This is a genomic window from Asticcacaulis sp. (assembly GCF_051954415.1).
Classification (GTDB): domain Bacteria; phylum Pseudomonadota; class Alphaproteobacteria; order Caulobacterales; family Caulobacteraceae; genus Asticcacaulis.
The window spans coordinates 61,499-87,985 of the sequence record NZ_JBQCHT010000018.1; the positions used below are offsets into that span (position 1 = coordinate 61,499).

General features: G+C 60.1%; 28 protein-coding genes. 14 read left to right on the top strand and 14 right to left on the bottom strand.

Translation table 11 applies throughout. The features are described from left to right. Positions 1 to 2: 2 nt before the first annotated feature. Positions 3 to 1,382 carry a cation:proton antiporter gene (locus ACTHND_RS06045; RefSeq protein ID WP_440176853.1) on the bottom strand — a complete coding sequence of 460 codons (1,380 nt, stop codon included), beginning with the start codon at positions 1,380 to 1,382 and terminating at the stop codon, positions 3 to 5. Positions 1,383 to 1,651: 269 nt separating this feature from the next. Between ACTHND_RS06045 and ACTHND_RS06050 the strand changes: the two genes are divergently transcribed. The 4 genes from ACTHND_RS06050 to ACTHND_RS06065 all read left to right on the top strand — a co-directional run bounded on the left by ACTHND_RS06050 (position 1,652) and on the right by ACTHND_RS06065 (position 4,397). Then, positions 1,652 to 1,906 carry a type II toxin-antitoxin system Phd/YefM family antitoxin gene (locus tag ACTHND_RS06050; RefSeq protein ID WP_440176756.1) on the top strand — a complete coding sequence of 85 codons (255 nt, stop codon included), beginning with the start codon at positions 1,652 to 1,654 and terminating at the stop codon, positions 1,904 to 1,906. Positions 1,907 to 1,909: 3 nt separating this feature from the next. Beyond that, positions 1,910 to 2,416, top strand: a complete 507-nt coding sequence (locus ACTHND_RS06055) for a type II toxin-antitoxin system VapC family toxin (RefSeq protein WP_440176758.1) — start codon at positions 1,910 to 1,912, stop codon at positions 2,414 to 2,416. Positions 2,417 to 2,430: 14 nt separating this feature from the next. Next, a complete protein-coding gene (locus tag ACTHND_RS06060) occupies positions 2,431 to 2,580 on the top strand; it encodes a hypothetical protein (protein WP_440176760.1) in 150 nt (49 codons plus the stop codon). A 248-nt stretch (positions 2,581 to 2,828) separates the two neighbouring features. Further along, complete coding sequence (locus ACTHND_RS06065) at positions 2,829 to 4,397, top strand: inorganic phosphate transporter (RefSeq protein WP_440176762.1); 1,569 nt, start codon at positions 2,829 to 2,831, stop codon at positions 4,395 to 4,397. 33 nt (positions 4,398 to 4,430) lie between these two features. Here the strand turns inward: ACTHND_RS06065 and ACTHND_RS06070 are convergent, their stop codons facing one another. From ACTHND_RS06070 to cyoA, 7 genes are all read right to left on the bottom strand, one after another. Beyond that, positions 4,431 to 5,810 carry an efflux transporter outer membrane subunit gene (locus ACTHND_RS06070; protein ID WP_440176764.1) on the bottom strand — a complete coding sequence of 460 codons (1,380 nt, stop codon included), beginning with the start codon at positions 5,808 to 5,810 and terminating at the stop codon, positions 4,431 to 4,433. After that, complete coding sequence (locus ACTHND_RS06075) at positions 5,807 to 6,916, bottom strand: HlyD family secretion protein (RefSeq protein WP_440176766.1); 1,110 nt, start codon at positions 6,914 to 6,916, stop codon at positions 5,807 to 5,809. The genes ACTHND_RS06070 and ACTHND_RS06075 overlap by 4 nt, the downstream gene beginning before the upstream one ends. Next, positions 6,913 to 8,526, bottom strand: a complete 1,614-nt coding sequence (locus ACTHND_RS06080; protein ID WP_440176768.1) for an MFS transporter — start codon at positions 8,524 to 8,526, stop codon at positions 6,913 to 6,915. The genes ACTHND_RS06075 and ACTHND_RS06080 overlap by 4 nt, the downstream gene beginning before the upstream one ends. Before the next feature lie 174 nt (positions 8,527 to 8,700). Next, entirely contained in the window at positions 8,701 to 9,132 is a 432-nt protein-coding gene (gene cyoD / locus ACTHND_RS06085; RefSeq protein WP_440176770.1) for a cytochrome o ubiquinol oxidase subunit IV, read from the bottom strand. Further along, entirely contained in the window at positions 9,132 to 9,788 is a 657-nt protein-coding gene (cyoC, locus tag ACTHND_RS06090) for a cytochrome o ubiquinol oxidase subunit III (RefSeq protein ID WP_440176772.1), read from the bottom strand. Before cyoC ends, cyoD begins: the two co-directional genes overlap by 1 nt. 2 nt (positions 9,789 to 9,790) lie before the next feature. Then, positions 9,791 to 11,839, bottom strand: a complete 2,049-nt coding sequence (cyoB, locus tag ACTHND_RS06095) for a cytochrome o ubiquinol oxidase subunit I (protein ID WP_440176774.1) — start codon at positions 11,837 to 11,839, stop codon at positions 9,791 to 9,793. Positions 11,840 to 11,845: 6 nt separating this feature from the next. Then, positions 11,846 to 12,901, bottom strand: coding sequence for a ubiquinol oxidase subunit II (gene cyoA, locus ACTHND_RS06100; RefSeq protein ID WP_440176776.1), 1,056 nt, complete (start codon positions 12,899 to 12,901; stop codon positions 11,846 to 11,848). A gap of 408 nt (positions 12,902 to 13,309) precedes the next feature. Between cyoA and ACTHND_RS06105 the strand changes: the two genes are divergently transcribed. Further along, positions 13,310 to 13,774, top strand: coding sequence for a hypothetical protein (locus ACTHND_RS06105; RefSeq protein WP_440176778.1), 465 nt, complete (start codon positions 13,310 to 13,312; stop codon positions 13,772 to 13,774). A 51-nt stretch (positions 13,775 to 13,825) separates the two neighbouring features. Here the strand turns inward: ACTHND_RS06105 and ACTHND_RS06110 are convergent, their stop codons facing one another. Beyond that, positions 13,826 to 14,566 (bottom strand): SURF1 family protein, encoded by a 741-nt coding sequence (locus ACTHND_RS06110; protein ID WP_440176780.1) that lies wholly within the window; start codon positions 14,564 to 14,566, stop codon positions 13,826 to 13,828. A gap of 96 nt (positions 14,567 to 14,662) precedes the next feature. On the opposite strand from ACTHND_RS06110, the gene ACTHND_RS06115 reads away from it, so the two are divergent. From ACTHND_RS06115 to ACTHND_RS06130, 4 genes are all read left to right on the top strand, one after another. Further along, positions 14,663 to 15,385 (top strand): 2OG-Fe dioxygenase family protein, encoded by a 723-nt coding sequence (locus ACTHND_RS06115; protein ID WP_440176782.1) that lies wholly within the window; start codon positions 14,663 to 14,665, stop codon positions 15,383 to 15,385. Between the two features lie 44 nt (positions 15,386 to 15,429). Further along, positions 15,430 to 16,644, top strand: coding sequence for a DUF5009 domain-containing protein (locus ACTHND_RS06120; RefSeq protein WP_440176784.1), 1,215 nt, complete (start codon positions 15,430 to 15,432; stop codon positions 16,642 to 16,644). Between the two features lie 127 nt (positions 16,645 to 16,771). Further along, the gene (locus ACTHND_RS06125; protein ID WP_440176786.1) at positions 16,772 to 17,026 is read left to right on the top strand and encodes a hypothetical protein; all 255 of its coding nucleotides are present in this window, start codon (positions 16,772 to 16,774) and stop codon (positions 17,024 to 17,026) included. Continuing rightward, positions 17,023 to 17,217, top strand: a complete 195-nt coding sequence (locus ACTHND_RS06130; protein WP_440176788.1) for a hypothetical protein — start codon at positions 17,023 to 17,025, stop codon at positions 17,215 to 17,217. Before ACTHND_RS06125 ends, ACTHND_RS06130 begins: the two co-directional genes overlap by 4 nt. Here the strand turns inward: ACTHND_RS06130 and ACTHND_RS06135 are convergent. Then, entirely contained in the window at positions 17,214 to 17,678 is a 465-nt protein-coding gene (locus ACTHND_RS06135; protein WP_440176790.1) for an Lrp/AsnC family transcriptional regulator, read from the bottom strand. The two genes, ACTHND_RS06130 and ACTHND_RS06135, sit on opposite strands and share 4 nt — an antisense overlap. Before the next feature lie 127 nt (positions 17,679 to 17,805). Between ACTHND_RS06135 and ACTHND_RS06140 the strand changes: the two genes are divergently transcribed. After that, positions 17,806 to 18,543, top strand: a complete 738-nt coding sequence (locus tag ACTHND_RS06140; protein WP_440176792.1) for an aspartate/glutamate racemase family protein — start codon at positions 17,806 to 17,808, stop codon at positions 18,541 to 18,543. Positions 18,544 to 18,603: 60 nt separating this feature from the next. Continuing rightward, positions 18,604 to 19,236, top strand: a complete 633-nt coding sequence (locus ACTHND_RS06145; protein ID WP_440176794.1) for a 2OG-Fe(II) oxygenase — start codon at positions 18,604 to 18,606, stop codon at positions 19,234 to 19,236. A gap of 133 nt (positions 19,237 to 19,369) precedes the next feature. Here ACTHND_RS06145 and ACTHND_RS06150 read toward each other — a convergent pair whose 3' ends face one another. Beyond that, on the bottom strand, positions 19,370 to 20,152 hold the full coding sequence (locus tag ACTHND_RS06150; RefSeq protein ID WP_440176796.1) for a hypothetical protein: 783 nt from the start codon (positions 20,150 to 20,152) through the stop codon (positions 19,370 to 19,372). 112 nt (positions 20,153 to 20,264) lie between these two features. On the opposite strand from ACTHND_RS06150, the gene ACTHND_RS06155 reads away from it, so the two are divergent. Together ACTHND_RS06155 and ACTHND_RS06160 are read left to right on the top strand one after the other, a co-directional pair. After that, a complete protein-coding gene (locus ACTHND_RS06155) occupies positions 20,265 to 20,861 on the top strand; it encodes a TIGR00730 family Rossman fold protein (RefSeq protein WP_440176798.1) in 597 nt (198 codons plus the stop codon). After that, positions 20,861 to 21,562: a VIT1/CCC1 transporter family protein gene (locus ACTHND_RS06160; protein ID WP_440176855.1), complete on the top strand. Its 702-nt coding sequence runs from the start codon at positions 20,861 to 20,863 to the stop codon at positions 21,560 to 21,562. Before ACTHND_RS06155 ends, ACTHND_RS06160 begins: the two co-directional genes overlap by 1 nt. On the opposite strand, the gene gltX is transcribed toward ACTHND_RS06160, so the two are convergent. Next, the gene (gltX, locus tag ACTHND_RS06165) at positions 21,559 to 22,899 is read right to left on the bottom strand and encodes a glutamate--tRNA ligase (RefSeq protein WP_440176800.1); all 1,341 of its coding nucleotides are present in this window, start codon (positions 22,897 to 22,899) and stop codon (positions 21,559 to 21,561) included. The genes ACTHND_RS06160 and gltX overlap by 4 nt on opposite strands. Positions 22,900 to 23,113: 214 nt before the next feature. On the opposite strand from gltX, the gene ACTHND_RS06170 reads away from it, so the two are divergent. Further along, complete coding sequence (locus ACTHND_RS06170; RefSeq protein WP_440176802.1) at positions 23,114 to 25,252, top strand: putative bifunctional diguanylate cyclase/phosphodiesterase; 2,139 nt, start codon at positions 23,114 to 23,116, stop codon at positions 25,250 to 25,252. 34 nt (positions 25,253 to 25,286) lie between these two features. Here ACTHND_RS06170 and dksA read toward each other — a convergent pair whose 3' ends face one another. After that, positions 25,287 to 25,706: an RNA polymerase-binding protein DksA gene (gene dksA / locus ACTHND_RS06175; RefSeq protein WP_440176804.1), complete on the bottom strand. Its 420-nt coding sequence runs from the start codon at positions 25,704 to 25,706 to the stop codon at positions 25,287 to 25,289. A 199-nt stretch (positions 25,707 to 25,905) separates the two neighbouring features. After that, positions 25,906 to 26,487 (bottom strand): 5'-methylthioadenosine/S-adenosylhomocysteine nucleosidase family protein, encoded by a 582-nt coding sequence (locus ACTHND_RS06180; protein WP_440176806.1) that lies wholly within the window; start codon positions 26,485 to 26,487, stop codon positions 25,906 to 25,908.

Genomic DNA, 26,487 nt, shown 5'->3' on the forward strand with positions numbered 1-26,487 from the left:
GGTTAGCTCGCCGTATCCGGCACGGCGCCCAGTTCGCCGCTTTCACGGGCCTTGCGGCCGTAAACCCATTCAAATACTGGCGATGCCATGACCGTGGTGATGATCGCCATCATGACCAGCATAGCGAACAGTGGCAGGCCGATAATACCTTTCTGCAGGCCGATATTGATGATGATCAGTTCCATCAGGCCGCGCGAGTTCATCAGAGCGCCGATGCCGAGGGCCGTGCGGTTGTCTTCACCGCTCAGCCGGGCAGCGCCCCAGCAAGCCGCGAACTTGGCCAGGACCGAAGCGATGAGGATAGCGCCGGCCACCAGCAGCATGGGAACGGAATTGACCATGTCCATGCGGGTGTTCAGGCCGGAATAGGTAAAGAACATCGGCAGGAGCACGATCACCGCGAAGGGCTCGACCTTCTTTTTCAGTTCCTCGACCAGCTTGCCGCGCGGCATGGCGGTGCCGAGGATGAAGCCGCCGAAGATGGCGTGGATGCCGACGGCGTCCATGATGAAGGCCGCCAGAAAGAAGCAGATCATGACGATGGCCAGGACGGTATGACTCATCTCGCCCTGCTTTTCGACCATGCGGCCAAGCGGCGCCAGCAGTTTGCGGCCGACAAAGACCACGAACAGAGCGAAGCCGATACCGCCGGCAATCGCCACGACCGCCACGCCCGGACCGGCCCCGAAGGTCGCCAGCACAATGGCCAGGATGCACCACGACACGGCGTCATCGAAAGCGCCGGCGGTCAGGGACAAAGTCCCCAGCGATGAATTGGCCAGACCACGTTCATTAATGATACGCGCAAGCATCGGGAATGCGGTCAAGGCGATGCAGGCGCCCATGAACAGAGTGGCGTTGAAGCGCGAGATACCCTCAGCGAAGAGGCCCGGCACCGTCATCAGCCACGGCGTCATCAGGATGGCCAGCAGGAAAGGCGCGGTAATACCCGCCAAAGAGACGAACATGGCGCTCTTGCCCTTCTGGGCGAAATGATCGCCACGGAAGGTAGTGCCTACGAGGAACATGTAAAGGCCGACACCGAACTGCGCGCCGGTATAGAGGACGTTCTTCATTTCCTTCGGGAAAATGGCGCCCTGAATTTCCGGCAGAAACAGGCCGAACAGCGATGGCCCCAGGATAACCCCGGCGATCATCTCGCCAACCACCTGCGGCTGGCCGAGAAACTTCTGGCCCAGCCAGCCGACAACCCGGCAGGTCACGATAATGACGGCCAGTTGCAGGAAGAAGTGCGTGGAAAAATCACCGGGCGCATAGACCCTGGTGACGCCATCCGCGCCCACGGCGCCATGCGGCGACAGGATATTGGTTATTTCATGGATGGCGCTTTGCAGCAGGCCCGCTGGCGCCAGATCGAGCATATTCACTTGGTTTCCCCGGTTGTCTGTTGTGACGAGATTATGGTTAGGGCCTTGTCGGCTGCCTTAAGAGGTTGCCAATTTTTGAAATTGGTCAATCGAAAAGAATATTTTTAAGTCATTTATTTTATTGAAAAAATTACCGTTGCCATTTCACAACACTGTAGCAACATATCTACATTTAAACTGTTTTTCTTGTAGCAATATGGATTCTCTTTGCAGATGAAAGCCGCCTGTCCTATCGTGGCAGGAACAGTGTTTGGGGAAACATAATGACCACTATCAGCAGCCGCGATTTCAATCAGGATGTCGGCAAGGCCAAGCGTCTGGCGCGCCAGGGACCGGTCTTTATCACCGATCGCGGTCGTCCCTCACACGTGCTGATGAGTTTCGAGGCCTTCCGCCAGATCAGCGGACAGACGGAAAGCATCATCGATCTTCTGGCCATGCTGCCAGCAGAAACAGCCGACCTGGAGCCGACCAGTTCCACGCTCGCCTGGGACCGCACAGCCGGGCTGGAAGACTGATCCATGTACCTCCTCGATACGCCCGTCATCACTGAACTGCGCAAGGCCCGAACCGGTGGCTGCGATTCCGGCGTCGCAACCTGGGCCGCCGGTATCGCTCGTCAGAATCTCTATATGTCGGCCTTAACCCTGCTCGAACTGGAAAACAGTGTTGGGAAAGCCGAGCGACGTGACAAACTCCAGGCTGCTCCCCTGCGCGCCTGGCTGGACGAGCAGGTGATGAGCGCTTTTGACGGCCGTATCCTGCCCATAGATGCCGGCGTGGTAAAAAAGCGCGCTGCCATGGGCTATGTCGAATCCAAAAGTGAACGCGATGCCCTGATGGCCGCCACGGCACAGGCCCATGGCCTTGTCCTGGTCACGCGCAATACTGCTCACTTCAAAGCCGCGCGCGTCAAGTTGTTCAATCCCTGGGGCTACACGCCCGACATCGATGATGTAGAAGACGCCGACTGGCAGCAGGTGGCGCGCAGTGGCTCGCAATGGCTCAAAAGCCTGTTTTTGAGATAAGGCTGGTTTAGACGGTGCGTAAGGCCGGTCACAGCCGTCTGGAACCGATGGGCGAAGACGGCGCTCTGTTCGAGACTCAGCACCCGCACGGCACCAAAGCCGACCAGTTCACCATTGGCGACGCCCTGAAACTACGGCCGGAACGGGTTTACGCCTACGCCTGACCCGTAAAGCGCATTTTTTAAAGTCCGGGCGCACATCCGGTCTTTAATCCGTGTTCGGCCTAAATGATCCACGCAAAGCCTTTAACTGCCTGACATCAGCTCAATCGGCGCTTTTAAAATTTATAAAAGCTCTTTGTTTCAAAGGCTTTTTCGTCAATCTCCGTCACAAATCTGTCACAAAAACAAATCGACTCTTGCCGTTGCACCTGCCAAAGAAGCGCACTGAAAAACCGGCAGAGACAGACTCCGTGACCTCCACGCCTTCTACCCCAAAAGCCACCGGCCTTCCCGCCGGCCTTCTGTTCCTTATCCCGATCGTCGCGGGCCTGCTCTATGTCGGCTGGAGCGTGCATCACGACGCCCTGTCGATCGGCGAACCGATCGCACTCGGCGCCTTCCTGTTTCTTGGACTGGCCCTGCTGATCGCCTTCGGCTTCGAGTTCGTCAATGGCTTCCACGATACCGCCAACGCCGTCGCCACCGTCATCTACACCCATTCGATGAAACCGCTTACCGCCGTTATCTGGTCGGGCGTATTCAACTTTCTCGGCGTCCTGGCCTCCACCGGCGCCGTGGCCTACGGCATCGTCATGCTGCTGCCGGTCGAACTGATCCTTCAGGTCGGCACCGGCGCCGGCTATGCCATGATCTTCGCCCTGCTGATTTCAGCCATCATCTGGAACCTCGGCACCTGGGCGCTCGGCATCCCCAACTCCTCCTCACATGCCCTGATCGGCTCGATCATGGGCGTCGGCGTTGCCAACCAGTTGATGACCTCGGCCATGAACGCCACCTCCGGCATTGACTGGGCGCAGGCCATCAAGGTCGGCAAGGCGCTGATCTTTTCGCCGCTGATCGGCTTTTTTGTTGCGGGGCTTCTGCTGCTGGCGATGAAGGCCCTGATCCGCAACCCGAAGCTCTATGAGGCCCCACAAGGTGAAGCACCGCCGCCTCTGTGGATTCGTGCCACCCTGATTGCCGCCTGCACCGGTGTTTCCTTTGCCCACGGCGGCAATGACGGCCAGAAGGGCATGGGCCTGATCATGATTATCCTGATCGGTGTCGCCCCGGCCACCTATGCGCTTAACCGCACCCTGCCCGATACCACCCAGCCGACCTATATGGCGCAGCTCGACGCCGGCGCGCAGGCCTTTGCCGGCCATGCCAACGGCGCTACCGTGCCCACGCTCGATATCGCCCGCAGCGCGGTCAATGCCGCCGTGCGCAACCGCCGCATCGATACGCCAGACCTTTACGGCGCCCTGGCTTTGATGACCAATCATATCGAAGACGAGATCAAGACCCACGGCGCCCTGCGCAACGTCCCCGCCGCCGACATGCCGCAGTTGCGCAACGACATGTATCTGGTCAATGCCGCGGTCGGCATCCTGAAGAGCGCGAAAACGGCGCCTCCGGCACTTTCCGGCCTGCAATCCGCCCTGAACGACATGACGCGCTATGTCCCCAACTGGGTCAAGATCGCCACGGCTCTGGCATTGGGCCTGGGAACCATGGTCGGCTGGAAGCGCATTGTCGTCACGGTCGGCGAAAAGATCGGCAATTCGAAAATGACCTATGCGCAAGGCGCTTCCGCCGGCATCGTCTCGGCCATCACCATCTTCGCCGCTGAGCGCCTGGGCCTGCCGGTTTCGACCACCCATATCCTCTCCGGCGCCGTGGCCGGCACCATGACCGCCAACCGCTCCGGCCTGCAAACCTCAACCCTGCGCGGCATTGCCCTGGCCTGGGTGCTGACTCTGCCCGCCACCATCGCCATTTCCGGCACGCTGTACTTTATTTTCCGGCAGTTTCTGTAAGCGCATCCCCAAAAGTGGGCAGAACTTTTTGGATTAAGATGCGTGCTCTGAAGGAACCACCCCGCCGCCGACGGCCTGATAAAGCCCGACTATGGCATTGAGGTGATCGGACTGCGCCTGGATCAGGTTCAGTTGCGCGCCCAGCAAGGCCCGTTGGGCATCGATCTGTTCGAGATAGGGCGAATAACCGGCCCTGTAGCGATTGCCAGCCAACCGGTAAGCCTCCGCCAGCGAGACTGTCTGGTCAGTCAAAATCAACTGTTGCGCATTGATCCGGTCGACTGCCGCCAGTGAATCCTCAACCTCGCGGAAGGCATTCAGCGCCGCCTTCTTGTAAGCGAAAGCCGCCTGATCGCGCCGTGAGGCCGCCGCCCCGGCCTGAGCCTTGAGCCGTCCGCCCTGGAACAGGGGCTGGACGATATTGCCGCCGAGTGAAAAGACATCATAACCATGCGGCAACAGGTCCGAGGTGGCGTAACCGCCGGAAGCCGTCAGGCGAATCGTCGGCATAAAGGCCGAGCGCGCCACATCGAGCGAGCGATCGGCAGCGACAATCTGCGCTTCCGCCTGAGCGATATCCGGCCGGTTACGCAACAGGCCGGATGGCAGGGAGACGGGCACGACCGGCACTGTCAAATCTCCCAGGGCCGCACCGCGCTCGATCGCGCGCGGGTTATCCCCCAGCAGGACACTGAGCGCATCCTCCTGGCGACGGATGGCCAGTTCAACGGCAGGAATCAACTGTTGAGCCGCGCTGTATTCGGCCTGCGCCTGCTGCAATTCAAGCTTCGGACTGTACCCCACATCGGCGCGATGACGCGCCGCTGCCAGCGCCTGTTCGCGCGTATTCAGCGTCTCTTGCAAAAGCGCCAGGCGGGCATCGAGCGCCCGCAGGGTGACATAGCCGCTGGCTGTCGCACCGGCCACGCTGAGACGCGTTGCCTCGCGGGCATATTCCGAAGCCTGCAAGCTCGCGCGGGCGGCTTTTGAGGCATTGCGTAAACGCCCGGAAAGATCGGCTTCATAAGAGAGCGGCAGGTCCGCCTCACCGGCGGTTTGCGTGACCGGACGCCCTGTCACCGACGAAATAGATCGTGAATAGGCACCGCCCGCTGACACGCTGAGCGATGGCAGCAACGCCCCTTCGGCCGCCTGATAACCGTAGCGCGCCTCATCGACCCGCGCCGCCGCCAGGGCAATATCCGTATTATTGGCCAGCGCTGTTTCGACCAGTTGCGTCAGGACAGGATCGTTGAAGCTGCGCCACCAGTCAATATTGACCGACGCCGGCGTAGCGGCCGCATCGCGCCATCCCGCAGGCGGCGTTACCTGCGCGCTCACCGGCACGTCCGGGCGCGGTCCGGCGCAAGCCCCCAACATACATGCCATGCTCAGCACCAGAAACCGCTTCATTCCTTCACCTTTGCATGGCTGGCGACATGGGTTTCGACCGACATGCCGGGCCGCAGGCGATCGGCCAGCTTCTGGTTCGGATCAATACGGATGCGGATGCCGATGCGCTGGGGAATCTTGACGAAATTGCCTGTGCCGTTGTCGGTGCGGATCACGGAAAATTCCGATCCGGCCGCCGGCGACAGACGCTCGACATGACCTTTGATCTTCGCGCCGCCCAGCGCATCAACCGTCATGAGGACCGGCTGGCCAACCGCCATACGCGCCGTCTGCGCTTCCTTGTAGTTGGCGATCACCCAGCGATCCGGCGGCACAAGGGAAAGCAGTTGCGTGCCATTGGTGACATATTGCCCGACGCGCACGCCGATCTCGCCCAGTTGTCCGGCTTCCGGCGCACGGATGACCGTATTGCTGAGGTCGATCTCCGCCAGCTTGAGCTGCGCCCGCGCCGCCTCAACCTGCGCCGCCAGCCCGCCGCGCCCGACCTCTACGGTACGAATGTCCTGCTGTGATATCTCGCCCGCCGCCTTTGCCTGGTTGACCTGCGCTTCCGCTGCGCGCAGGGCCGCAAGCGTCGAATCCCGCTCGCGCAGCGACACCGAGCCATCCCCCACCAGGTCATCGACGCGTTTCATATCGGCCTGTGCACGCAGAAGCTGGGCCTGGGCACTGGCCAGTGACGCCGCCTGTCCTTGTGCCGCCGCGGCCCGCGAGGCCCGCGCCTGTTCCGAATTGGCGAGGCTCGCTTCCGCCGCCGCCAGACTGGCCCGCGCCGCCGCCACGCGCTGCTGGTAGATGCGATCATCGATGCGTGCCAGTATTTGCCCCGCCTGCACGGTCTCGTAATCCTTCACCGCCACCTCAGTGACATAGCCGCTGACCTGCGGCGCGATGACCGTGGTACGGCCGCGGACATAGGCGTTCTGCGTTACCTGATCGCCGCCGGTAAAAGGCGGCAGGTTCCAGGCCCACAGGATCAGCAGGACGGCGACCACCGCCAGCACGGCAAAGAAGGCCAGCACGATATTCGGGCGCTGCGGCGGATGCCAGTGACGCGGCGCCTCGTCCGGGGCCTGGGTTTGAGTGGGGTTTACAGCGTCAGTCATACGGCCGCCTTTACAGTGGGGGAGGATTGTGCCAGCTTGCGGTCCGCCAGCCGTTTGAGGATAATCAGGTAACTGATATAGACGGCCGTCAGAATGGCTATGACCATGACCAGCCGTGCCACGTCATTAAACGCCGCCACATTGGCCTCACGCGAAATGGCCTGCGAGAGGGAGGCAATCCCGCCTTGTACGCGCGCCGCCACGGCCGGATCACCGGCCAGCAGATGACTGTACATGGATTGGCTGTGCGCCCGTGCCTGGATGACCTGATAGCTGCTCAAAAGCGCCGAACCGGCCAGGCCGCCTATATTCTGCGACAGGCCGAACATGACGCTGAAACTGACGATAAAGCCCTTGCCCTGTTCCAGAACCTTGCCGAAACCGAACAGAAGCGCCGGCCCGATGAAGAAGGTCGAGCCAAAGGCCAGGATTGCCTGCGACAGGTAAAGCTGCGGCGGACGCGTCAGACTGGAAGAAAAGCTGTCAAGCCACGCGCCAAGCGCGATGATCAGCGAGGCCGCGATGATCATGTAGGGAATGCGCGGCGCTTTCAGCAGCACGGCGCTGGCCAGGGTGCCGCCGATCATGGCGAACAGGATGACGGCGAATAGTCCGTGTAGCTGGTCATTGTTCAGACCACCTACGGTCAGAAGGCCAAGCGTGCCATAGGTCTGTTCGCTGAGCGCCAGCCGCACCAGCATGGCCACGATGCAGAAACGCAGGATATCCTTGCTGCCGATCCAGCGCAGGTGCAGCAGCGGATTTTTGCGCTTGTATTCGATGAAGCCGACAAGGAAGAACAACACGACCGACACCGCCAGGGCCCAGCCAAGCCACGGCGTATCGGTCCACCACAGGCTGCGCCCCATGACCAGGGAGACCGACAGCAGCAGCATGGCCGGCAGGAACAGGGCGAAGGTCAGGGCATCGAGCGGATCGAACACCGGCACCTTGTCGGTCGGCGGCAGGCGCACCAGATTGGCGCCGGCCGATGCCGCCAGCGCCAGGCCCAGTTCGATCATGTGGATAGTCTGCTGGCCATTGACCAACAGTTGCTCCACTGGCAGCAGGCGGGCGATCGGCGTCGCCAGTTGCGGCAGGCCGACGGCGAAGACAATGGCCAAAGGCCGGTACTTCGCCGGGAAGACCTGGATCAGGTTATAGATGACCAGGGACGACATCCCCGCCGCGAGGAACCCGCCGGCGGCGCGCGCCACGATGGCCAGGCTGAAACTCGGCCACAGCAGCTCACTGAAAACCAGCAGGATATACGGCCACAGCAGCGTCCGCATGACCGGCGGAATGCCAAACTGCATCCGCGCCTTGATCAGCAACAGATTGGCCGAGGCATTGAAAGCCACATAAACGGCCAGCAGCCAGGTGACTTCGGTCGTCGTCACCCCCATGCTGCCTGACAGCGGCTGGGTATTGACGCTGACAATGGCATTGGAGAGGCTGGCCGCCATGGCCATGATGATGGCCACAATCACATAACCCACCTTGCGCCGGACAGGATGGCTGGGCGCATAGGGCGAGCCCGGCATGGTCGGCCGTTCGTGCGGCGCGAACACGTAGTCACTGTTCGTCGGTTTGCGGGCCTGTTTGCGCATGACGAAGGCATCGTCCTGTAGCGTGGGTGAAAGGCGGCAGGGACTTAAGACGCGAAAATCTGGAGACTCGAATATGTTTAACGCAGCTTAACCGGCAATTTCCTAACGGCCACTAAATAAAAAGCCCATCCGCGGCATTACGAATGGGCTTTCAAAGGTGAGTTGTGCAGGTTTTTATTCGACCGGCATCATGCCCGGCATCATGTTGGTGTTCAGGTGGTACATGACCCACAGAGACCCGATCACCAGAATGCCGACGATCAGCACGGTGAAGATGAAGGCGGAATTGTTCCAGGTCTGGCTCGACGATGTATTCATGTGCAGGAAGAAGTAGAGATGCACCAGAATCTGCACCACGCCGATGGCGACGACGACCGGGATCAGGGTCGCGGCAGGCATCATGTGCGCCATGGTCAGGCCGAACGGAATGGCCGTCAGGATCACCGACAGGATAAAGCCGATGACATAGGACTTGACCGTGCCGTGACCGGCCGTGTCGTGGTGGGCGTCGTGATGCGCCACCTCGGCATGGGTCAGGTCGGTATCGACTGGCTTTGCGTGCGGCGTGCGCGCCTTTTTGGGCTTGGCGTTATCGGGTGTGCTCATCAGGCGGCTCCCATCAGATAAACGATCGTGAAGACACCGATCCAGATGATGTCCAGGAAGTGCCAGAACAGGCTCAAGGACATCAGGCGGATGCGGTTGGCGGGGGTCAGGCCGCGCTTGAACAGATGGACGAACATGACGCCCATCCAGATCAGGCCGGAAGTGACGTGCAGACCGTGGGTGCCGACCAGGGTGAAGAAGGCCGACAGGAAGGCCGAGCGGTCTGGACCGGCGCCCTCCTCGATCAGCTTGATGAATTCATGGATTTCCATGCCCATGAAGCCAAGGCCGCACAGGGCGGTAACTGCCAGCCAGCCGATGACCGGCTTCAGCTTGTTGGCCTCCATGCTGATCATGGCCAGGCCATAGGTCAGCGAGGAAATCAGCAGGAGCGCCGTTTCCACCGCCACATAGGGCAGGTCGAACAGTTCGCGGCCATTGGGGCCACCGGCGATGTTGTCCTTGAGGACGGCATAGGTGGCGAAAATCGACGCAAACAGGATACAGTCGCTCATCAGGTAGATCCAGAAGCCAAGCGTGACTTTCGGGCCTTCGTCGTGATGATCGCCGGCATGGTGGGCGTCGTTCGGATTGTGATCGTAGGCGGAATCGATCTGGTTTTCGTAACCCGCCACAGGATTGATGGTCTTGCTCATACTTATTGTTCCGCCTTCTTGAGATTGGCGAAGTGCGCGTCTTCGATCGCCTTGACCTCATCGGCCGGCACATAATAGTCGCGGTTTTCATTGAAGGTGTGGACAATGCCCAGGCCGATCATGACCAGCAGGGCGCCGCCCGCCATCCACCAGATGTGCCAGACAAGGCCGAAGCCCAGGCCCGCGCTGACAATACCGATCAGGAAGCCCGTGGGCGTATTGTGCGGCATGTGGATGGGCTCATAGCTTTTCGGCTGCACATAGGCGGTGCCAGTCTGCTTGGCGTCCCAGAAGGCGTCGTGGTTGCCGATCTTCGGCAGCACGGCGAAGTTATAGAAGGGCGGCGGCGAGGAAGTGGCCCATTCCAGGGTACGGCCATCCCAGGGATCACCGGTCAGGTCGCGCAGTTCATCGCGCTTCCAGATGGAGTACACGATCTGAACAAGCTGGGCGATGATGCCGACGAAGATCAGCAGGGCGCCGCAGAAGGCCACGATCAGGTAGATGTGCCAAACGGGATTGTTGACGTAGTCCAGGCGGCGGGTCATGCCCATCAGGCCCAGCGCATAGATCGGCAGGAAGGCAATCCAGAAGCCAATCAGCCAGCACCAGAAGCTGAACTTGCCGATGCCGGCGTGCAGCTTGAAGCCGAACGCCTTCGGGAACCAGTAGTTCAGGCCGGCGAGGCAGCCGAAGACGACACCGCCGATGATGACGTTATGGAAGTGGGCGATCAGGAAGACCGAGTTATGCAGCACGAAGTCCGCGCCTGGAACGGCCAGCAGAACGCCCGTCATGCCGCCGATAACGAAGGTGATGATGAAGCCGAGCGTCCACAGCATTGGCAGTTCGAGGCGCACCCGTCCACGGTACATGGTGAACACCCAGTTGAAGATCTTCACACCCGTGGGGATAGAGATGATCATGGTGGTGATGCCGAAGAAGGCATTCACATTGGCGCCGGCGCCCATAGTGAAGAAGTGGTGCAGCCAGACGAGCGACGACAGGACACCGATGGCGGCGGTGGCGTACACCATGCCGTCATAACCGAACAGGCGCTTGCGCGAGAAGGTGGCGACCACTTCCGAGAACACGCCGAAGGCCGGCAGGATCAGGATATAGACTTCCGGGTGTCCCCAGGCCCAGATGAGGTTGACATACATCATCGGGTTGCCGCCGCCGTCATTGGTGAAGAAGTGCATCCCCAGGTAACGGTCGGCGCCCAGAAGGGCCAAAGTGACGGTCAGGATCGGGAAGACCGCGACTATCAGCACGTTGGCGACCAGGGTCGTCCAGGTGAAGACCGGCATACGCATCAGGGTCATGCCCGGCGCACGCATCTTGAAGATGGTGGTGATCAGGTTGACCCCGGATAGCAGCGTCCCCAGGCCGGATATCTGCAGCGCCCAGATGTAGTAGTCCACCCCTACCCCCGGTGAGAACTCAAGCTCCGAGAACGGCGGATAGGCCAGCCAGCCGGCGTGCGAGAATTCACCGACGACCAGCGAGACGTTGATCAGGATGGCGCCCGCGGCGGTCAGCCAGAAGCTCATGCTGTTGAGATACGGGAAGGCGACGTCGCGCGCACCGATCTGCAGCGGCATGATCACGTTCATCAGGCCAATGACGAAGGGCATGGCCATGAAGAAGATCATGATGACGCCGTGGGCCGAGAAAATCTGGTCGAAGTGGTCGGGCGGCAGGTAGCCGGCACCGCCATTGGAGGCCAGGGCCTGCTGGCTGCGCATCATCAGGGCGTCGGCGAAGCCGCGCAGCAGCATGATCAGGGCCAGGATGATGTACATCGCGCCGATCTTCTTGTGGTCGACGCTCGTCAGCCATTCGGTCCAGAGGTATTTCCACTGCTTGAAATAGGTGATCAGGCCGAGGACGAGGACGGCCCCGCCCACCATGCCGGCACCAGCCACCATGATGATCGGCTCATGCCAGGGCACCGAATCGAGCCGCAGCTTGCCGAACAGGAATTCGACAAGCGGCGAAGCGTCGGCCGTTGAAGCCGCGTGAGCGGCGGGTTCTGCTTGCGTTAACATATGATACTAGCTCTTGTGCGCGCCAGATGACTGGAGAAGGGTTTGGGGAGTAATGGCCGCTTCAGCGACCGCCGGCTTCACGGCTTTGGACTTTGTTTTGGCCTGGGGCGCTTCACCCGGCTTGCACTGCTCGGCGCCCGGCGCCAGATCCTTCATCATTGCCATATTGTGGGCATCGTCCGTGCAAAGCCCGCCGGTGGCGCAGTTGTTCAGGATCTTGTGGAACAGGTCCGGCTCTACCGAAGCATAATAAGCCGGCTTGAAAACCAGGTCGCGCTTGGCGATCTGCGTATAGGCAGCCGTATCAAGCGAAGTCTGCGATCCTTGCGCCTTGGCCACCCACGCCTTGAAGCCGGCGTCGTCCATGGCAAGGGCCTGGAACTTCATACCGGCAAAACCATGCCCGCTGTAATTGGCCGAGATGCCGTCATAGGTGCCGGGATGGTCGGCGCGCAGCGAGAGCTGGGTTTCCATGCCGGTCATGGTGTAGATCTGCGAGCCGAGTTGCGGAATGAAGAAGGAATTCATCACTGTGGCCGAGGTCAGCTTGAAATGGACCGGCGTGCCGACCGGCATGGCCATCTCGTTGACCGTGGCGATATTGTATTCGGGATAGATGAACAGCCATTTCCAGTCGAGCGACACAACCTCGACCTCGATCGGCCTGACATTCGCTTTGGTCTCATGCGGCGCCAGTGGCGCACGCGGGTCGAGTTCATGCGTTGAAACCCACGTCACAGCGCCCAGGGCGATAATGATCAGGGTCGGGATCGCCCAGACCACCGCCTCGATGCGGTTGGAATGCTCGAAATCCGGGGCGTAGGTGGCCTTCTTGTTTGACGCGCGGTAACGCCAGGCGAACCAGATGGTCATGAAAATGACCGGCACGACCGGAATCAGCATCAGCAGCGTGGCCAGGATAATCAGGTCTTTTTCCTGCATCCCGACGGGCCCCTTGGGGTCCATCACGACCATGTTACAGCCGGACAACAGCGCCGCGCCTGCAATCAGGCCGCCCGCGATGAAGGCGCGCGTGATTGTGCGCCGCAATATAGAAGACAAGGAAACGCTCCGCTTGGAAAATACGGCCCGGTGAGGGCGCGTCGATTGACGATCCAAAGGGTTCACAGGATTAAACCTAAATCACACAAAGGAGTTGGCACACTCTTCGCGCTTATGATTGCGAAGATTCCGACGCGTAAACAGGAATTTCATAACCGTCGCAAGAGGCACATTGTCGCACCGCCGCATTTATTTTTTCGCATTTGCGTTAAAAAACGAAGTTATTTAACGCCTACAAGACTGACAAAAAAGTCAAATAACCGTGACATCAAAAGGTGATGCGCGTGCAAAAAGTCAAATTTTCATTAAGCTAAAATTTGAAAAAGGCGTTGCAATATCCCAATTATGCGATAGCGTGAGATAAATTGACGCAGGCGTTAAATTTAATTGACGTGAAGGAATTAAAGTATGGAAGTGACTAAAGCCTATCCGCGTGTCTATCAGTTTGGACCGGTTTTCAAATCCCTTCTTCTGGCTGGCGCTCTGGCGCTTATCGTCATGGGTGTGACCGGGGCGATACAATCCTACACCCATATGCACGGCGTGGTCGCCCAGTTCGGCGGCGTCCTGCTCAGCCTGATTCCGATTGCCGCGGCCCTGTTCGGCACGCCGATGGTCTGGCGCTGCAAGCTGTCTCTGTACGAAGATCGCCTGGAATATAATGGCCTGGTGATTGACGCCGTGATCCGCAAGTCGGACATCATCGACAGCCTGATGCCGGCGCCGCAATACGGCATGTTCCAGATCTTCCTGACCCTCGCCGGTCATCCGTTCAAGCGTCTTCACCTCGCGGTGCTTGGCCATATGGATGATGCGATTGAGCGCTGGGTTAATGGCCTGCCCCATGCCGAGCCGGTCAAGGTTCGTATCTGAATCACGCCATAGAAAAGCCGAACGGCCGCCGAACCTATTCGGCGGCCGTTTTTATTTGGCCTCGTCACGCTCCGGTTTGCGGAACCACACCAGCCAGATAGATACAGCGATCAGCATACCTGCCAGGGAAAACCAGGTAATGGCGTACATCAGGTGGCTGTTGGGGAACTTCACCACCGTCAGCCCGCCCTTTGGCCAGCCGCCGGGATTGGACGTGGCGTCGGCATCGACAAAATAAGGCGCGACCGCACCGATATGACGGCTTTCAGCAATGGCGGCGATATCGCGGCGATACCAGGCGTCACGCGCCGGATCATTGGCTTGCTGCAGGAACCAGCCCTTGGTTTCCGGCATTCGCAGAAGTCCGGCTATAGTGACCTCTCCCTGGGCTTGCGCTTCGGGCCGCGTCGCCGGCGCGCGCTTGTCCATCGGCACGAAACCGCGATTGATATAGACGATGCTGCCGTCATCGCGCTTCAGTGGCGTCATCACCCAGTAGCCGGCGCCATAGTCCGATAACGTGTAGACCTGCGCCTCGGCCGCGTTCATCAACTGGCCGCGCAGGGTGACGTGGCGATATTCGTCATCGGCCTTGTTGACCCGCGGCCAGTCCGCAGACCGTGGCGCCTCGACCGCCGGCGCCGCCACGCGTGCATTGACCCGCGCGATCAGGTCGGTCTTCCAGGCCAGTCTCTGCACCTGCCAGATGCCAAGCGTCAGGAACAGGGCGATGGCCGCCACGGTCAGACAGCCGAACAGGAGCGAGGACAGGGAAATTTTGCGAGTGGACATGGCGCGCCTCATGACTATGGGCGCCCTCCTATCACAAACCGGCCGCGACAGGACATCACATTGCTTTTCCGATTGAAGCGGTCCAGAGAAGACGACATGACGGATAATGCCTTTGCCCTGCCCGACCTGCGCCGAAGACTGACTGATGACGGGCACATCTTCGCTCCAAACGCGGTCACGCAAACCCTGCTGCCGGCGGATTTTGCCGCGCACTGGCCAGCATTCGCGGCCTCATGGGATGATCTGGGGCCTGACCGTTTCATGGCCGATGGCGGGCGCTATCGCAAACGCCGCCACGCCGTTTTCGGCCTGTCCTCCGGCACATTCAGCCGCCACGCGCACCAGCCGCACTACCAGAGCCGCGACTACAATATGCTGAACGGCGGCATCCAGCGCTGGTTCGATCCCGTGACCGAGGCCACCGCTACCAATCCGGCCTTCCGCGCCCTGCTTGATCTCTGCCGCGACCTCTTCCATGCGGCCGCAGCGGACTGGCGCGTTGAAATACACCAGTTCCGCATCGAACCGGCGCCGGATGGTACCGGTCAGCCAACGCCGGAAGGGATGCATCGTGACGGCGTTGACTGGGTGGCGGTTATCCTGATCGATCGCCTGAATGTCGGTGAAGGTGTCACCGCTATCTGCGGTCCGGGCCGCCAATCCCTGGGCGAATTCACCCTGACCGATCCGCTCGACGCGGTCTTTCTCGACGATCACCGCGTCCTGCATGGCGTCACGCCGATCCATCGCCTGGACCAGACCATGCCGGGCCACCGCGATGTCCTGGTCATCACCTTCCAGCGCCAGCCACAGATTTGACGCCGGGCTTGTCGAAAGCGACAGTCTCCTGTCATAGTCGCGCCATGGAGACGATTGAACCACGCCCGGCCGCACCTTCGGACAGTGTCACGCGTGTCCGCGCCATCGATCTGCTGCGCGCCCTGACCATGGTGCTGATGGTATTCGTCAACGACCTGTGGTCGCTGAAGGACATTCCCGCCTGGCTCGAACATGTGCCGCGCGGTGTCGATGGCATGGGCCTGGCCGATGTCGTTTTTCCGGCCTTCCTGTTTATCGTCGGCATGTCCCTGCCCTTCGCCATCGACAGCCGCAGGTCAAAAGGCGACAGCGATCTTCAACTCGTCGGCCATGTGCTCGGCCGGTCGATCGCCCTGCTGATCATGGGCGTTTTCTTCGTCAATGGCGAAACCCTCAATGCCGGCGCCACCGGCATGACCGCTCTTGTCTGGGATACCGTATGCAGCGTCGCTTTTATCCTGATCTGGAACGCCTACCCCAGGACCATGCCGCAATGGTCGCAAAGGGGGCTGAAGGCGCTGGGTGTTTTTATCCTGCTCACCCTGGCCTTTATTTACCGGGGTGGCGAAGACGGGCATCTGGAGCGGTTCGCGCCGCATTGGTGGGGGATACTCGGTCTGATCGGCTGGTCCTATCTGGTAGCGGCCCTGGTCACCGTATTCGCGCGCGGTCGCCTGGCCATACTGATCGGCGCCTGGGCGGCCTTCAGCCTGCTGAGCCTGGCCTGGCCCGCCAAGTTGGTTCCGGCACCTTTGCACATCCTCCCCGAACCGATCATCGATGGCACCATGACCGCCCTCAGCCTTGGCGGCGTGATCATAGCGCGGCTGTTCCAGATATTTCAGGCGAAGAATGAAAACTGGCGCATGACGCTGGTTTTTGCTGTCATCGCCATCCTCCTGATCGCCCTGTCGATTTACACCCGGCAATTCTGGGGACTGTCCAAACTGGCCGCCACGCCGGCATGGTTGTTCCTGTGCAGCGCCTTTACCCTGATCGCCTTCACAGCGCTTTACTGGATCAGCGATATGGCCCGAAAAGCGCATTGGTTCAATCCGGTGAAACCTGCCGGCACCGATACGCTTTTGTGCTATCTGATGCCGGCCTTTCTCTACCTGGCCATGGATGTGGCTTCTCTTGACCTGCCCGCCCCATGGTTGACCGGCGGCATCGGCCTGTTCAAATCACTGATATTCGCCCTGGTCTGCGTCTGGATGGCCAGCGCCCTGCGTCGGATCGGCATAAGGCTAAAATTATGAGCCTTTAAGATAAAACGATAATAAGCCTGTTCGTGGGCAGGCTTTTTACAATCATTGACTCGCCAGCCTATATTTTTCTTACCCGGTAATCCGCATCCTGATCTCGTTGTTCACAGCGAGTCACGCCATGCCCCGTACAGCCACATTCCGGAATCGTGAAATTCAGTCCGCCCCCCGCAAGTCGACCCCACAAGGCGATGGTCGTGAACTGGTCGTCTTTGAAAGCCTCGTAGCGCTTCTCGCCCTGCTGCTGATCATTTCCGGATTTAGCCTTTATGTTGGTAAGGCATTTAATGCCCCTGAGGACATCATGCCGAGCGGCGCCGTAAAGGTCAGCACACACATGCCGGCCGAACCACCCTTGAGCCTGGTGGAAGCATGACCCATTCGCGCAGTTTCACACCCCATATACTGGCTGCTTTCTTTGCCACTATTCTGCTGGCGCTGATTGCCGCCAGTGCCTGGTCTCACGAACAGGCAAACCGTGCCGCGCAGGCGGTTGCCTCGGAAATCGATGTGCCTGTCGAAGAAGAAGCCCCCGTTACGGATGCCGTCATCGAGGCAGCGAATTAGGTAGCATAGCCAGTCGGCACAGCCTGCTCATTTTTCAGCGTTTCCATCGAAATATAGGCCGAGACGTCGAACAGGTCGATCCGGCTGACCAGGCGCTTGTAGATGGCGTCATAGTGGGCAATGTCCGTGACCACGATCTTGATGATGTAATCGAGGTTTCCCGCCAGACGATGCACCTCGACGATTTCCGGGATATCGAGAACGCCTGAGCGAAAGCGTTCCAGCCAGTCCGCCGTGTGATGCGCCGTCTTGACCATGACGAAGACGGTCGTTGCCACGTTCATGCGCGCGCGATTGAGCACCATGACATGACGGTCGATATAGCCCTCTTCCCTGAGACGCGTGATGCGGCGGGAGCAGGCGGAAGGCGACAGATTGACCCGTTCGGCCAGGTCCGTCAGGGCCGAATCGGCATCACGTTGCAACAGGTCGAGCAGTTTGCGGTCACGATCATCAAGCATACGAAATATTGCATGAAAATGATCAATTACGCAATAAATTTGCACAAATTAAACCCAAAAATCCAAAATATGCGCGCTATTCCCATAACCTTCGCCATAAAATGAGAATTCAGAAAAGGAGTCCGGAATGCGCAGGATCGGTTTGCTCGGCGGCATGAGTTGGGAAAGCACCGCCACCTATTACAAGCTTATAAATGAAGGCATTCGGGAGGCGATGGGCGGGCTGGCCTCGGCAGATATCCTGCTGCGATCACTCGATTTCCAGACCGTCGTTGCGCTGCAGAAGGCCGATCGCTGGGACGAGGCTGCCCGTCTTCTGGGCGATGCCGCTCAGGGTCTGGAAACTGCCGGCGCCGACTGCATCCTGATCTGCACTAACACCATGCACCTGGTAGCCGAACAGGTCGCCGCCAGTTGCGATGTGCCCCTGATCCATATTATCGGCGAAACGGCCAAGGCGCTGAAGGCCGCCGGTCATCACCGCCCGCTGTTGCTGGCGACCCGCTACAGCATGGAACACGGCTTCTACGCCGAACATATGCAACGTTATGGCCTGGATATCCTTACCCCCGAAGCCGATGACCGGTTGATCTGCCATAACGCCATCTTCGACGAACTGTGCCAGGGCGTTGTCAGCGAAGGCGCCCGCCAGGCCCTGATCGACATGACCCGTCGCGGCGCCTTGCGCGGCGCCGACAGCGTCATTCTGGGCTGTACCGAACTGGGCCTGAGCGTCGATGCCGCCTGCTTGCCCCTGCCCTGTTTTGACTCGACGCATATCCATGCCCAGGCGGCGGTTGATTTCGCTCTGACGGGTGGGCCTGCCCTGCCGCGTCAATTCGTCATGGACGGCGCCTATATCTGATCCTTGCCGCTGGCTTTTCCGGCGTGCTATAAGCCAGACCTGCATTTTCAAGGTTTTGCCATGCTGCGTTATGACTCCATTGCCGCCACGCCCGCCGCCGACTATCCGTTCCGCAACCTGATCGGCGCTGATATCATGCCGCCCGAACTGGAAGGCGATATCGCCCGCGATTTCCCGCAGATCGACAAGACCGGTTTCATGCGCCCGGAAGATTTCCCCATGGGCCCATCTTTCAAGGCGCTGCTGGAAGAGGTTCGCGGCGAAGGATTCGCCCGCGCCATCGGCGACAAGCTGGGCGTCAATCTCGTCGGCAAACCCACCTGGGTGACCGTGCGCAAATGGTCGGCGCTGAAGGACGGCCGCCCGCATACCGATGGCGCCGACAAGCTGGCCTCGGCCCTTATCTATCTCAATCCCGAAGGCAGCAGCGGCGGCAACCTGCGTTTTCTCGAAGGTCCGGACCAGGGCGGCCCCGGCACCAAGGAGGTGAACCCCGGTTACGGCCATTTCATCGCCTTCCCTCGCCTCGATAATAGCTGGCATGGCCATACGCCTTTCGAGGGTGAACGCCGCGTGGTCCAGATCGCTTGGCTGGTCAGTGAAGATGCGGTAGCGCGCAAGGCCAAACGCCACGGCATTACCGAATTCCTCAAGAAGCTGTTCTCGAAGACCAAACAAGACGAGATGATGTAAAGAAGTTAACGCTTACTTCCGACAGTCATTCATTGACTGGAGGCAAGGGCGCCAAAATTCGTAAAATGCCCGCCGCGCACTTTTGCGCGTAAGCCATGCGGCGTCTGAGCTAAAAAATGCAAACAATCCTGGTTTAGAAAACCAGGGTTGTTTGCATTCCGCCGCCGGGCAAAACCCAGTCCACCCGCCAACCGTCTTCAAAGCGCGCAATCCGGTCGCTATCGCCGGTGATGCGGGAATCCGTGAAATTGCGGACATTTTCCTTACCCCCCGCCATGACAGAGAGGGTATTGGCCGTTTCGCTTTCCGTCGGCGGCTCTATCTGCGTGGTGGCGGTATAGAAGCCCCGGTCATCGCTGCTCGTCCGCGCCCGGATCTCGCCATTTAAAACAACCTCAATAGGCGTCGTCGGCGCCACGCGGCCGGCGATCGCCAACGCGCCGGCGCGGTCATAATCGATCACCGCCACGGGCGTGAGGTCATTGAACAGGGCCAGGCTGGGCGCACCCGGCCGCATCAGAACCGCCTTGTCCGGTGCGCCAACCGGAATGAACAGCCGGCCATCGGCGTGCATCGACCGGCCGCTATCCTCCGTCGACAGATCGAAAAGCCCGCCATCGGGTCCGGACGGTAACTCGGCACGGAACCTTCCCTTGGAATCCGACGTGACCCCGACCGCGCGATTGCCGGCATAGCTGAACCGGACCCGTGCATTGGGAATCGTCTGGCCGGTCACGACAAATATGTTGGAACCGGCCTGGTCAACGCCGGTAATTTCGGGCGCACGCCAGTAACCAGCGGCCTCAAGAGCGCTGGTCGCTTCTGTCGCCTTCGGTTTTTCCCCGCACGCGGCCACAGCAGCCAGCAGGGCAAAACTCACGACATAAAGGACATGGCGGGCACGGATCGGCGACATACAGACATCATTATCCGTTTTCCCGACTGACGAACAGAGGGCTGAATGGATTGCCATTCAGTTTTATTCGGATGACAATGCGAGTCGTCCTGTTTCAAAGATTGATCTGTTTATGGCCTCCACCACCTCCGATATCCGTTCCGTCTGCGTTTATTGCGGCTCATCGTTCGGCGCCAATCCGCTTTACCAACAGGCCGCGCGCGACCTGGGGCAGATTCTGGCGGGCGCTGGCTTGAGACTGGTCTATGGCGGCGGCGGCGTTGGCCTGATGGGCGAGACCGCCCGCGCGGTGCATGAGTCCGGCGGCGAGGTGCTCGGCATCATGCCGAAATTCCTGCAATCGCGCGAAAGCGTCTTCGGCGAGGTCGAAACCCGCATTGTCGATAACATGCACGAACGCAAGATGATGATGTTCGAGGAGGCCGACGCCTTCGTGGTGGTGCCTGGTGGTGTCGGTACGCTGGAAGAGGCCATCGAGCTGATGTCATGGCGGCGGCTGGACCTGCACAAGAAGCCGGTGATCTTTCTCAACACCAACGGCTACTGGGAACCGTTCTTCACCTTGATTCGCCACACCGAAGCCGAGGGCTTCACCCCCTCCGCCTTTCTTGATACCTATCTCACCGTCGATACGGTCGAGGAGGTTTTGCCGGCTATCGCCCGCGCCGGCACGCACACAGTCAATATAGATACACGGAGAGTTGTATGATGACGCGCTCGCACAAGGCCGCCGAACTGCATTTCATTGCCCGCATCGGCTGGTTGCGCGCCGCGGTTCTCGGCGCCAATGACGGCATCATCTCCACCGCCAGCCTGATCGTCGGGGTGGCCGCCAGCCCGGCCGACAAGAGCGCCATCCTGCTGACGGGCATCGCCGCCCTGGTCGCCGGCTCGCTTTCGATGGCCGCCGGCGAATATGTCTCGGTCAGTTCGCAAGCCGATACCGAGGCTGCCGATATTGCCCGCGAAACCCAGGAACTCAAGGATTTCCCTGAAGCCGAGGCTGAAGAACTGACCCAGATCTATATCGCCCGTGGCCTGGAAGAACCGCTCGCCCGACAGGTGGCCGAACAACTGATGCAGACGGATGCCCTGAAGGCTCATACCCGCGATGAACTGGGCTTTTCCGAACATACCGAGGCCAAGCCGATCCAGGCGGCTCTGACCTCGGCCGTCACCTTTGCTTCCGGCGCCATCCTGCCGCTTCTGGCCATGTGGTTGAGCCCGCGGCCGCTGATCGTATGGGTGGTGGCGGCCTGCGCCATTGCCTTTCTGGCCGCCCTGGGCGCGCTGGGCGCCGTGGCCGGCGGATCGAACCTCGGCAAGGCCGTCTTCCGCGTCACCTTCTGGGGCGCGATTGCCCTGGGCGTCACCGCCGGCATCGGCAAGCTGTTCGGCGCGGTAGTTTAGCCTTGTAGCCGCTTCGCAATCTTGTCGCGGCCGATCAGGAAGCTCAAGGCCCCCATGTCCGGACCGTGGTCCATGCCGGTCAGCGCCTGGCGCAGCGGCATGAAGAGCGCCTTGCCCTTGGCGCCGGTGGCCTCCTTGATCGCCCCTGACCAGGCGGACCAGCTATCGCGGCCGTATTCAGCCGGCAGCAGTTCCAGGGCCTTGGCGGCAAAGGCTGCATCCTCGATTTTCGGCGTGATATCGCCGCCGATGATCTGCGCCCAGTCCGTCACTTCGGCAAACTTGTGCAGGTTCATCTTCACCGTGTCCCAGAAGAGTTCGCCCAGATCGGCGTTCAGGGCTTCCAGACGCGACTTCGCCTCAGCATAAGACATGTTTTGCAGCACCTGGGCATTGAGGCGCATAAGATCGTCGAAATCATAACGCGCCGGCGCGCGCCCCATCTTGTCGAAGTCCTGACCTTCCACCAGCGCCATCAGGGAGGGCGCGGCTTCCAGCGCATCGGAGGTGCCTATCTTCGCCAGATGTGAGGTGATGGCCAGCGGCTCCAGGCCATCCTCGCGCATCTGCGAGATCGACATTGAGCCCAGACGCTTGGAAAGCCCCTCGCCATCCGCGCCAACCAGCAGCGGCATGTGGGCGAAGATCGGAAGCGGCGAACCACCAAAGAAGGCAGACAGCGCCTCGAAAATTTCCAGTTGCGTGCCGGTATTGGCGACGTGATCTTCCCCGCGAATGACATGAGTGATCTTCATGTCGATATCATCCACCACCGACGGCAGGGTATAAAGGAAGGCGCCATCCTCGCGGATCAATACCGGATCCGACATCGAGGTGGTATCGACTTCACAATGGCCGCGCACCAGGTCTTCCCAGACCACGCGCTTGCCATCCAGTTTGAAACGCCAGTGGGCCTTGCGCCCCTCAGCCTCATAGGCGGCCTTCTCGGCATCGGTCAGCTTGAGCGCGGCGCGGTCATAGACGGGCGGCAAACCGCGCGACAACTGCACCTTGCGGCGGCGATCCAGTTCATCGGCGGTTTCATAGCAGGCATAGAGGCGGCCATTGGCCTTCAGGGCATCGGCGCATTTCTGGTAAATGTCGAAACGCTTAGACTGATTGTAGCGCTCGCCCCATTCGAGACCGAGCCACTTCAGGTCGGTCTCGATCAGATCTTCATTTTCCTTTGTCGAACGCTCCAGGTCGGTATCATCGATCCGCAGCACGAAAACACCCTGGTGCTTCTGCGCGAACAGCCAGTTCTGGATGGCGGCGCGCACATTGCCGGCATGGATGCGGCCGGTGGGTGAAGGGGCAAAACGAACCTTGACGGTCATGGTCACTCTCATTGTCAGAAGGAGCCTTCCCTTACGCCTCCGCGTCCGATTTGAAAAGGCTTGATGCGAAACAGGGTAAATGCCAGTTAGGAACGATGACAGGCCCGTCAATCTTTTATGACATCAAGCGCTGGTTAAGGTCTTACCGCTAACCCGCTGCCAGGCGCAAAACAGCGCCGGGTTAGGTGTCACGTTCAAGTAAGGCGCAGCTTATATGCAGAAGGCCCTGTGCATTTCCGATATTACCGATCGTATCGATCCGGTATCGCCGCAATGCTCTAATTCCACTCTTTATGAAACCTTCCGTGATGAATCCGATCTGATGGTCGTCGCCGTGGCCGATGAAGCCGGGCGCGTCCTCGGTCTGATCGAGCGCCACGCCTTCAACCTGACCATGGCCGGCGAATACGGCCGCGCCCTCTATGGCAACAAGCCGGTCACCACCCTGATGGATCCCGCCCCCCTGCTGGTCGATATTGACACGCCCCTGCGTGACTTCACCCGCACGACTCTCAGCGAGCGCCCGTCGGAACTGATGCGCGGCTTCATCGCCACCTGTGACGGCCGCTATGCCGGCGTCGGCACCTCGCTGTCGGTTCTGAAAGCGATCAGCGCCGACCTGCACCAATCGCTTGGCCGCCAGCAGGAAATGACCAATGATCTGATCCGCCTGAGCAGTGAATCCCAGCGCCACCAGACCTTCCTCAACATGGTTATCCAGAACATTCCCGCCATGGTTCTGGTCAAGAACGCCGCCGACCAGAAGATCGTCCTGCTCAACAGCGTTGGCGAGGATCTGCTAAACGTCTCCAGTAATATTGTCGTCGGCAAATCCAGCGGCGATTTCATGATCGCCGAACGCGCAGCCCTTTACAACACCTACGACCAGATGGCCCTGCAAAGCGATGAGCCCATCATGCTCAAGGAGGAGCAGGTCACCGACGCCCATGGCCACCAGCGTGTTATCCAGCTCAAGAAAACGGTCCTGCGCACCCCTTCCGGTGAAGCAGACTGTATCCTCACCCTGGGCATTGACCTGACCGAACAGAAACAGGCCGAGGCCCGCATCGCCCATCTGGCGCATTACGATCCGCTGACGGGCCTGGCCAACCGCGCCCTGTTCACCCGTGAAATGGATGCGGCTCTCAGCCGCGTTCAGCGCCATGACCGCAAGGTGGCCCTGCTGTGCCTAGACCTTGATCGCTTCAAGGCGATCAACGACTCCTATGGCCACCTGACCGGCGACCAGTTGCTGACCGAAGTGGCGGAACGCCTGCGTGGCTGCGTGCGCAAGAGCGATATCATCGCCCGCATGGGCGGCGATGAATTCACCATTATCCAGGACATTGAAACGCCTGAAGATGCGCAGCACCTGGCGGGGCGGATTGTCGATGCCCTGAAGCTGCCCGTTATTGTCAATGAAACGGCCCTTGAGGTCGGCGTCAGCATCGGCATTGCATTGGCGCCGGCCGACGGCATGGATGCCAATAATCTGCTGTCGCGTGCCGATCTCGCCATGTATCGCGTCAAGGCCGAGGGCCGCAATGGCTGGTGCTTTTATCGCCCGGAAATGGACGCGCAGTTGCAGAGCCGCCTCGAAATGGAGCAGGATCTGAAGGCCGCCCTGACCGGCAACCAGTTCCAGCTCTTTTACCAACCCCTGCTCAATCTTCACAGTGGCCAGATCGTCTCGTTCGAGGCCCTGCTACGCTGGCAACACCCAACACGCGGCATGGTCTCGCCGGCGGAATTCATTCCGCTGGCCGAAGAATGCGGCCTGATCGGCCAGCTTGGCGAATGGGTGCTGAACGAAGCCACGAAAACGGCCGCCCGCTGGCCGCAGAACTGGCGCGTGGCGGTCAATATCTCGCCGCTCCAGTTTCGTCACAAGTCGCTGGTGACTCTCGTCAAAAAGGCGCTCAGGAATTCCGGCCTGTCGCCGGCGCGCCTGGAACTGGAAATTACCGAAAGCGTTATCCTTGAAGACGAGACCCATAACCTCGCCATCCTTAATGCCATTAGGGCGCTCGGCGTCCGCATCGCCATGGATGATTTCGGCACCGGCTATTCCAGTTTGAGCTACCTGCGCACCTTCCCATTCGACAAGATCAAGATCGACCAGTCGTTTGTCCGCGACCTGCCGCACGACAAGAACGCCCTGTCGATCGTCAGGGCCATTACCGACATGGCACAATCGCTGGGCGTTCTGATCACGGCGGAAGGCGTTGAAACGGAGGCACAGATGGAGGCGCTCAAGGCGCTCAATTGCGGCGAGGCGCAAGGCTATTTCATCGGCCGCCCGGCGCCCGTCATTGATGCCTATGTTCAGCCGGTTGCCAGATACGGGACATAAAAAAGCGCCGGAGCAATCCGGCGCTTTCAAATTCTCAGTCGTCCCGATGGACACGCTCGGAACGCTCATGGCGTTCCTGGGCCTCGATGGAGAGCGTCGCCGTCGGGCGGGCTTCGAGACGCCCCAGGCCGATCGGCTCACCGGTCTCTTCGCAGAAGCCGTAGCTGCCGTCGTCGATTCGCGAAATCGCTTCGTCGATCTTGCTGATCAGCTTGCGCTGGCGGTCACGGGTGCGTAGTTCAAGCGCGCGGTCGGATTCCGAAGAGGCGCGATCCACCAGGTCCGGATGGTTTTCCGTCTCTTTCTGCATGATGTTGACGGTTTCCTTGGCCCCTTTCAGGATCTCGTCCTTCCAGCCATTCAGCTTGGCCCGGAAATAGGCCAACTGGCGGGTATTCATATATTCTTCGTCTTCTGTCGGACGGTATTGTTCCGAAACTTGTACGGCAGACATGTTGCTTTGACACCCCTATTGATCGACGCCCAATTGACGACGCATGGTCCCGGTGTCTTAAGGCCGGACACCGCAAACCCTAAACAGCAAAAACGATACCAGTCGCAGCTACCTTCCCCGCCGGTCACGGCAGCGCGATTTGGCGGCTTATAAAGGGGTATCATTAACCTGTGAAGCGATTTTACGCGGACCTGCCGATTTATGCCGTGAAGCGGCTGTGAACAAATCCGGCGAACGCCTCGGCGGCATGACGCAGACGTTCCGGCCAGTGTTCGGCGGCATCGGCATCCGCGCCGTCGGTGATATATTTGACGGCGGCAAATGGCACGGCTTCGAGACGGCAGACCTTTGCCAGGGCGTAGGCTTCCATGTCCAGAACCTGGCAGTCCATGGCCAGCGCTCCGGTTACGAAACTGTCGCCACTGCCGCACAGGCCGCCGGTCAGGTCGGGAAACAGAAGCGGCGTTTCCAGCATGGCGGGTATGGTTTCATAGGGCGTTTCGCCGTGCGCGAATCCCAGCGGCGTCACGTCCATGTCGCGCTGGACGAACTGATGGCAGGCAATCAGGTCTCCGGTACGGAAACAGCGGCTGCCCGCGGTGCCGAGATTGACTACCCGCACCGGCAGCCGGCCTTCATATCGGCGTCGTGTGAGTTCACTCGTCAGGGCATGGGCGGCATTGACCTTGCCGATCCCGGTATAAATGACATCTGCGCCCAGTGCGTCCAGCAATCCCATGGCCTCCTGTTTCAGGGCCATGACAAAAAGCGTATCTTTCAT

What these genes read in the sequence shown, in the direction of transcription:
- ACTHND_RS06045 (WP_440176853.1), bottom strand. Translation starts at nt 1,382, where the DNA reads ATGCTCGATCTGGCGCCAGCGGGCCTGCTGCAAAGCGCCATCCATGAA.
- ACTHND_RS06050 (WP_440176756.1), top strand. Translation starts at nt 1,652, where the DNA reads ATGACCACTATCAGCAGCCGCGATTTCAATCAGGATGTCGGCAAGGCC.
- ACTHND_RS06055 (WP_440176758.1), top strand. Translation starts at nt 1,910, where the DNA reads ATGTACCTCCTCGATACGCCCGTCATCACTGAACTGCGCAAGGCCCGA.
- ACTHND_RS06070 (WP_440176764.1), bottom strand. Translation starts at nt 5,810, where the DNA reads ATGAAGCGGTTTCTGGTGCTGAGCATGGCATGTATGTTGGGGGCTTGC.
- ACTHND_RS06075 (WP_440176766.1), bottom strand. Translation starts at nt 6,916, where the DNA reads ATGACTGACGCTGTAAACCCCACTCAAACCCAGGCCCCGGACGAGGCG.
- ACTHND_RS06080 (WP_440176768.1), bottom strand. Translation starts at nt 8,526, where the DNA reads ATGCGCAAACAGGCCCGCAAACCGACGAACAGTGACTACGTGTTCGCG.
- cyoD (WP_440176770.1), bottom strand. Translation starts at nt 9,132, where the DNA reads ATGAGCACACCCGATAACGCCAAGCCCAAAAAGGCGCGCACGCCGCAC.
- cyoC (WP_440176772.1), bottom strand. Translation starts at nt 9,788, where the DNA reads ATGAGCAAGACCATCAATCCTGTGGCGGGTTACGAAAACCAGATCGAT.
- cyoB (WP_440176774.1), bottom strand. Translation starts at nt 11,839, where the DNA reads ATGTTAACGCAAGCAGAACCCGCCGCTCACGCGGCTTCAACGGCCGAC.
- ACTHND_RS06105 (WP_440176778.1), top strand. Translation starts at nt 13,310, where the DNA reads ATGGAAGTGACTAAAGCCTATCCGCGTGTCTATCAGTTTGGACCGGTT.
- ACTHND_RS06110 (WP_440176780.1), bottom strand. Translation starts at nt 14,566, where the DNA reads ATGTCCACTCGCAAAATTTCCCTGTCCTCGCTCCTGTTCGGCTGTCTG.
- ACTHND_RS06115 (WP_440176782.1), top strand. Translation starts at nt 14,663, where the DNA reads ATGACGGATAATGCCTTTGCCCTGCCCGACCTGCGCCGAAGACTGACT.
- ACTHND_RS06120 (WP_440176784.1), top strand. Translation starts at nt 15,430, where the DNA reads ATGGAGACGATTGAACCACGCCCGGCCGCACCTTCGGACAGTGTCACG.
- ACTHND_RS06125 (WP_440176786.1), top strand. Translation starts at nt 16,772, where the DNA reads ATGCCCCGTACAGCCACATTCCGGAATCGTGAAATTCAGTCCGCCCCC.
- ACTHND_RS06130 (WP_440176788.1), top strand. Translation starts at nt 17,023, where the DNA reads ATGACCCATTCGCGCAGTTTCACACCCCATATACTGGCTGCTTTCTTT.
- ACTHND_RS06135 (WP_440176790.1), bottom strand. Translation starts at nt 17,678, where the DNA reads ATGCTTGATGATCGTGACCGCAAACTGCTCGACCTGTTGCAACGTGAT.
- ACTHND_RS06140 (WP_440176792.1), top strand. Translation starts at nt 17,806, where the DNA reads ATGCGCAGGATCGGTTTGCTCGGCGGCATGAGTTGGGAAAGCACCGCC.
- ACTHND_RS06145 (WP_440176794.1), top strand. Translation starts at nt 18,604, where the DNA reads ATGCTGCGTTATGACTCCATTGCCGCCACGCCCGCCGCCGACTATCCG.
- ACTHND_RS06150 (WP_440176796.1), bottom strand. Translation starts at nt 20,152, where the DNA reads ATGTCGCCGATCCGTGCCCGCCATGTCCTTTATGTCGTGAGTTTTGCC.
- ACTHND_RS06155 (WP_440176798.1), top strand. Translation starts at nt 20,265, where the DNA reads ATGGCCTCCACCACCTCCGATATCCGTTCCGTCTGCGTTTATTGCGGC.
- ACTHND_RS06160 (WP_440176855.1), top strand. Translation starts at nt 20,861, where the DNA reads ATGACGCGCTCGCACAAGGCCGCCGAACTGCATTTCATTGCCCGCATC.
- gltX (WP_440176800.1), bottom strand. Translation starts at nt 22,899, where the DNA reads ATGACCGTCAAGGTTCGTTTTGCCCCTTCACCCACCGGCCGCATCCAT.
- ACTHND_RS06170 (WP_440176802.1), top strand. Translation starts at nt 23,114, where the DNA reads ATGCAGAAGGCCCTGTGCATTTCCGATATTACCGATCGTATCGATCCG.
- dksA (WP_440176804.1), bottom strand. Translation starts at nt 25,706, where the DNA reads ATGTCTGCCGTACAAGTTTCGGAACAATACCGTCCGACAGAAGACGAA.
- ACTHND_RS06180 (WP_440176806.1), bottom strand. Translation starts at nt 26,487, where the DNA reads ATGAAAGATACGCTTTTTGTCATGGCCCTGAAACAGGAGGCCATGGGA.